The organism is Cellulomonas sp. URHD0024 (assembly GCF_000426185.1).
Lineage (GTDB): Bacteria > Actinomycetota > Actinomycetes > Actinomycetales > Cellulomonadaceae > Cellulomonas.
This window is the reverse complement of the sequence record NZ_AUEW01000021.1, coordinates 1-5,876: the sequence shown is the minus strand read 5'-3', so window position 1 is coordinate 5,876 and position 5,876 is coordinate 1. Positions and strand designations below refer to the sequence as shown.

Sequence of the window (5,876 nt, the reverse complement as noted above, 5' to 3'; positions counted from 1 at the left end):
GCCCGGCGTGACCTCGTACTCCAGGTCCACACCACCAGGCAGCACATCGTCGTACTTGGCCCTGGCGCCCTTGCGACCCAGTGACTTCCCGCTGGCCCCGACCAGACCGATGCTCACCTCGGCACCATTGCGCGAGACCTGCAGCAGATCAGCCGAGTTACCCTCAGCCGCGAACCGCGGCGAGAGCGGGTGCCGATTCACCTTCCCACCACCACCGGTGTCCGGCACGACCTGCGTGGAGATCGGCTGCCACGAACCATCCGCAACCTGCACATTCGCCGGCTCGGTCGTCATCATCGTGGTGAACGTGCCATCCGGATTCGCATACACCGTCGACTTCTCACCCCGGCTCGCGACCGTCGAGCGCACCTCGTCGAAACCCTTCGGCGTCCTCGTCTTCAACGCCACCGGTTCAGGAGCCGCGACCGGAACATCGAACTGGTTCGCCGGCACCGGCGCAGACAGCTTCGCCGGCGCCTTCGACGTCAACGGCGGAACCTTCACGGGAGAAACCGCGACCGGATCCGCAGGCTTAGCCGCCGATGCCACCGGGGCGTCGACCACCACAAGCCCCGCCACCACCAAGGAAAGGCACGCGACCCAGGCAACAAACCCACCCCGGAAACCAAGATCCCAGCGCCGACGCAGACTCATGCCACTACCCCCTGGTGAACGGGCGTCCAAGGACGCACCCGTGAAACGCTATCGAGCGGAGCATCCGTGCCCCGCGAGCCGGATGAACCCTAGTGGGCGAAACCTCACACATGTGGCGCTTTTGGGAGCATTAACTCATTTGGGTGATTGTGCGGTAGAGACGGAGATTTCCGGCAGGCTGACGGATCAGCACCTGGATGCCGCCTGCGCCGCGCCCAACGCTCATGGTTCCGCGCGACTCGGACACCACGGCAGTTCCAGTTCGTGAACGACAGCCAGTCCTCGTGCGGCGGCGGGTCGAGGCGAGCTCCACGTCGGGGTCCCGACTGACGTCGACGAGGGTGCGGTCGCCGAGGGGAGCCTTCAGCGTCACGTCGACCCGTGTGAGCAGTATCTGGGCGGTGCAGCTCCCTCCGGAGGATCACCGTCAACCAGGAGGCCGCCCTGTGCCGCGGCGCTCGTCAGCGCCGTCTGTGCGGCTGCGTCGCTCGCAGGAGTCGCGAGCGCTGCCGCCTCCGCGGCGAGACGCGCGTCCGAGCGGCGAGCCTGGTAGGGGACCTTGGCAAGGCGGCGCCAGCTGTCGAAGCGCCGCACGCTCAGCTCACCGCTGTCCAGGGACGCCTGGGTCGTCCCCGGGCTCTGGGTGCCCGTCGCCGGTGTGCACCTTCCGAGCGCAGAGAAGGGTCAGCACTCCTTCTCCTTGACCCTCGGGAGGTCGTTGTACGCGGAGATGTCGAGCACGTCGCCGTCCACGTAGAACTTTCCGGCAGGCAGGTCCGTTGCCGCGGTCAGATGGTCGAGCTCGTACCCCGCTCCGAACATGCTCCCCGGGGTGTCGATCTCCACTGAGAGCCCCCCGGCGCCTGAGTAACCGCCCGTGACGCCCGACCAGTCACTGGGCGAGAGCTCGATGCCGTGCGTTGCGTCGCCAGTGAAACCGGTGGCGGACCAGACGGGAACCTCGACCGAGTTCTCGTCGTAGACCTGGGCACCGTCGAAGGTCTTGGCGCACGGCGGGACGAGTACCGTCACGACCCCCCCGTCCACGCGGATCCCGATCGGTGGAGGGACGGGATGGTCCACCCCGCACGAGGTGAGAATGAGGCACGCGACCGCCAGCGCTACGCGCGATCTCGCGCCGAACGACATCTACGACCTCCTGAGGGTGGACCGAGCCGGCTTCATTTCGTGCACGCGAAGCACTCGTCATAGTGCCCGTCTCGCAGATTCGCCTCGATCTCGAACTTGTTGTGGCACGGGTTGATGCCCGCCATGAAGTACTTCGGCGCGAACGCGAGTCCTCCGTCCGTCCACTGCTTCACGTGCACGAGCTCGTGCCTGATCCGCGACGCATCTGTGTACTCGTTCCCCTTCGGAGCGACGTAGGTCGTTCCCAGCGTCGTCCCACCACGCGCATACGCATGCCCCCAACCGCCCTGGCAGATCCTCAGCCCGGACTTCACCTTGCAGGTTCCGCCGGTGATCGTCGAGTACGTCGCAACTGTCCGGCCGATGGCCTGCGCCTGCTTGTGCTTCGAGCCTCTGTGGAACCAGGACTGGAAGGACAGCCAATCGCCACCAGGCCTGCTGGACCGCCCGTCAAGGTCGAAGAGGTTGATCGGATCGGTGGGGTACACGTAGTCGTTGTCCACGCCACCGTCGACGGGGTCGACGGAAAGGAACCGGCCCAGAGCGCCGACATCGACCCGTGCGCCCATCTCCACGGCCGCGATCGTGCTGATGTGCTCGTACATCTTGCGGTGTTGGCCGGCCCAGGCGAAGTCCACGTTGGACGGCAGGTTGTCCCCGACCGAGTCCTCGGCCTTGGGCGTGCCCATCACCTTCGTGGACGGGTCGAGCACCTGACCGAACGGGTCGTACGTCGTCAGCGTGCCGATCCGGGCCCCAGTAGAGCCGGCAACCAGGATGACGTCACCGTGCACGTTCGGGTACGACCAGGTCGAGGTCCCCGAGGTCGGGATGGTCACGAGAACGCCTCCCGGCAACGCGAGCTGCCGCTGCACGACCGTGTTCGACGTGTCCATCACGATGTCCGCGGTGTCAGCGCCAGACAGGTACCCGTAGTGGACGGCGGTCGTACCGACGTCCTGACCGGAGCGGGCGATGATCCGGTCATGGGCGTCTCGCTGGTACGTGACGAACGAGCCCGAGGTCATCGTCGTCGAGATGTGCCGGCCCGAGCTGTCGTACGCAAGCGTCTGGTCGGCGAGCTGGGTCGTGTTGCCCTGGGCGTCGTACCGCAGGTTGGTCGTGCTCAGGCTTGTGCCCGTGACGGGGCTGGCGCCGGCGACCGGGTTGGCGACCGTCGTCGAGACGAGGCGGTCAGACCAGTCGTAGCAGGACGCCGTCGTGCGCGCTGTCTGCCCGGTGGGGGTGTCCGTCAGCAGCGTGCGGTTGCCGTCGCGGCCTGCAGCGGTGTTGGCGCCGCAGGTGCCCGACTGGGCGAAGCCGTACTCCAGCTTGTGGCCGGGGATGTCCGCACGCGTCAACCTGCCGGCACCGTCGTACGTGTACGCCGCGCTGGAGACAGTGGTCCCGTCTGTCACGTTGTCGGTCAGGACACGGCCTGCGCGAGAGCGCACGACCTCGTCGGACACCGTGGGTGATCCGACGAACTGGTGGGTCACCTTCGAGATCGCACCGGCACCAGATCTGGCGAAGGTCGTCGACGTCCCGTTGCCGGCTGTGTTCGTGCCCGTGGGGTAGGAGACGCTCACGACATCGCCTCGGTCGTAGGTGACGTCGGCGATCGTCGCGGTTCCCTCCAGGACCGTCTTCACCTGGCTGTCCGCGTTGTAGGTGAAGCCTGAGGTGTACGACTGCACGACGCCACTCTTCGACGTCACGGTGGTGGTCGAACCAGAGGCACGGCCGGCAGCGTCGTAGGTGGTGACCGTCTTGACGCCCCACACGTCGGTGTAGGACACGGTCCGGCCGAGCAGGTCGATCTTCGTGGTGATAGTGCCCCCGTTCGTCGACCCGACCGAGGAGTCGGAGACCGAGGTGGTCAGCGGGTCACCCCCGACGGCGTACGACGAGGTCACGGTGCGTGTTCCGGACGTCCCGGGATACGTCACCTTCGTGGTGCGACCCCGACTGTCGTACGTCGTGCACGACCAGGCCGTGTCACCAGACGTCTTGCTGCCTACGGCTCGGCCGTAGTTGTCGTAGAGGGCACTGGTCACCACCGGAGACCCGGTGCTGGGCGACGGGCTGGTCGTGGTCTTGGGCAGGCCGGCGGGCTTGGCGCCCGCGGGGACGGAGCAGGCGTTCTCCTGGACGTCCGTCGCGGAGTAGTACGTGTACGTGGTCCCCCGGACCGCATCCAGTGTCCCGGACGCGGTGGCCGCGGGCAGCCAACGGCCGGTACGCCGGCCGAACCCCACGCCAGGAGCCTCGAAGGCGGTCGTCGTGGTCAACGCGAGACCTGTGGGGTCCTCCGTCGTGGTCACGGCCTGACCGAGCCACGGGCTCGAGCCATATCCGGTGCGGGTCAGCTGAGCGGGCACCTGCGCCGAGGCCACGGCGGGCGTGCCCGTGGGAACCGCCGCCGGTGCACCGTCGTCAGTGGTGGTGCTGGTGACGAGCCCGTAGTCAGGCGTCAGTGCGGAGTCGGGGATCGGGCCTGTCGTGACCCCTGGACCGGACCAGGACAGATTGAGAGAGCCCGGGTTGGTGCTGTTGACGTAGTCGACCCGGATACGTGCCCATCCCGGTGCCGACCGGACGACGTCGGAGGTGTTTGTCGCGCCGGTGGGCGGGGCGAGCACGCGGATGTTGTCGATCCACACCTGGACCTGGTCGTCGCCGCCGCCGGTGAGCGTGTACGTACCGGCTTGCGGGAACTTCACCAGTCCGGTCAGGCGCGCGCCCCACGGGGCCGCCGTGATGGCGGGATCGGGCATCGCGGCAGCCCAGCTCTTGCTGAGAGTGCCAGTGCCCAGGCCCAAGCCGAAAGCCTTGGGCGGCCCGGCCAGCGAACCGCTGTAGTACGCGACGTTCAGGCCGGGCATCCCCTCGTCGTATCCCGTCGTGGTGTGCGCAGTGGTCGCGGCGCAGCTCGGGACGGGACGTCGGTCCGCCCCGAAGCAGGACGCGTCGGCGGGTCCGAACGTCTCGGTCGGCCGGTCGCGGTCGTCGTAGATCTTTGTCGACATCCGGCCGAGCGGATCGGTCATCGACAGGACCAGGTCCTTGGCGGGGTCCCAGACCTGCTTGGAGGCGGCGCCGCTGGATGTCGCGTCCGTGAGTGTGCGCCAGGCGTTGTCGAAGGTGACTGTGCGCGCGTGCCCGGAGATGCCCGTGCGGTCCACGTTCGTGGTGGTTGCGTTCGAGTAGTCGAGCGTGGTCGCGAGCCGGCCCGCTGCGGTGACGCCGTCGGCGGCAGGCAGGGTGATCGTCTTGGCCTTGGGCGACTTCGCGGCGAGGTTGTCGTAGGCGACCTGGATCTTGCTGCTGTCGGTCGCAGTTCGCGTCGCGTCGGCTGCGAGCCAGTCGGTGATCATCGGGGTCCGCAGGGCAGTCAGCTCACCGGTGGCGGCGTATTCGAAGTCGGTGACCTCGTTGCCGGGGTCGATCATGCGGACCAGTCGACCGTCGGAGTTGTAGCGCAGCCAGGTCGACTCCCCGACGCCAGTGCCGGAGGCCGGCGGGTAGACGATCCGGCACGCCATTCCGGGTGGTGCCAGGGCGTCGGCCGGGCAGGCCGGCGCAGTTCCGCCCTCGGGCGCTGGGTCGCCGGAGTACAAGAACTGCACCTGCTTGCCGGACCCCCGATCGGTCACGGAGTCGAGCTGTCCCGTCGCGGGACGCCAGACGAACTTTGGCGTGGCGATGTTCTTGGCGTCGCCCGGTGGGGTCGACGACTCGAGCCGGCCGTTGGTGCCGAAGACGTAGACGGTTCCGTCCTCGTCGGTCAGGTTCACCAGGCCGGCACCGGACAACGCCAGGACGCTGAACTCGCCCGACGGGGGCGCGTACCCGCCCTCGGACTTCTTGGTGTACGTGTGGGTCGTGCCGGTGACGTCGGTGAGCACGACAGTGGTGGCCTGGATGTCGGCGGATGCGTACTCGCCGCTGTTGCCGGCCAGGGCTGTGGACGAGGACCACCCGGAGGGAAGGGTCTCGAAGGTCGGGGACAGCCAGCTCGATGGGACGATGATGCCGTTGGGGTAGCCCGGGCCCTTGGCCCACAGCTGGAA

The 5,876-nt window shown here is 67.9% G+C and carries 3 protein-coding genes; all 3 read right to left on the bottom strand.

Annotation, left to right across the window (positions count from 1 at the left end):
• The coding region (locus I847_RS0116175; protein WP_155856194.1) for a hypothetical protein at window positions 1–654 on the bottom strand (654 nt) is incomplete at its 3' end.
• A 684-nt stretch (window positions 655–1,338) separates the two neighbouring features.
• The gene (locus I847_RS0116170; RefSeq protein WP_155856193.1) at window positions 1,339–1,686 is read right to left on the bottom strand and encodes a hypothetical protein; all 348 of its coding nucleotides are present in this window, start codon (window positions 1,684–1,686) and stop codon (window positions 1,339–1,341) included.
• Between the two features lie 149 nt (window positions 1,687–1,835).
• Window positions 1,836–5,876, bottom strand: a 4,041-nt coding sequence (locus I847_RS24275) for a PA14 domain-containing protein (protein ID WP_196804598.1), incomplete at its 5' end; no start/stop codon positions are given.